The organism is Prochlorococcus marinus (assembly GCF_001180245.1).
In the GTDB taxonomy this organism is placed as follows: Bacteria; Cyanobacteriota; Cyanobacteriia; order PCC-6307; family Cyanobiaceae; genus Prochlorococcus_A; species Prochlorococcus_A marinus_F.
The window spans coordinates 1-234 of sequence record NZ_CVSV01000067.1; the positions used below are offsets into that span (position 1 = coordinate 1).

General features: G+C 34.6%; 1 protein-coding gene. It reads left to right on the forward strand.

All coding sequences use genetic code 11. From position 1 onward, the window contains the following. The coding region (locus tag AMO19_RS02615; protein ID WP_306452413.1) for an NnrU family protein at positions 1 to 234 on the forward strand (234 nt) is incomplete at both ends.

Consider the following 234-nt stretch of genomic DNA (forward strand, 5'->3'; position numbering starts at 1 on the left):
TGGAAATTCCTTCTGTTTTAAAACCTAAAGTACGAATCTATGGAACTGGGATAATGCGAATCACAAGACATCCACAAGCATTTGGTCAGATAATTTGGTGTTTTGCTCATACTTTATGGATTGGTACATCATTCACATTAGTAACTTCTATTGGCTTAGTTTTGCATCACCTTTTTGCAATTTGGCATGGCGACAAGAGATTAGCAAATAGATTTGGAGAAGAATTTGAAAATT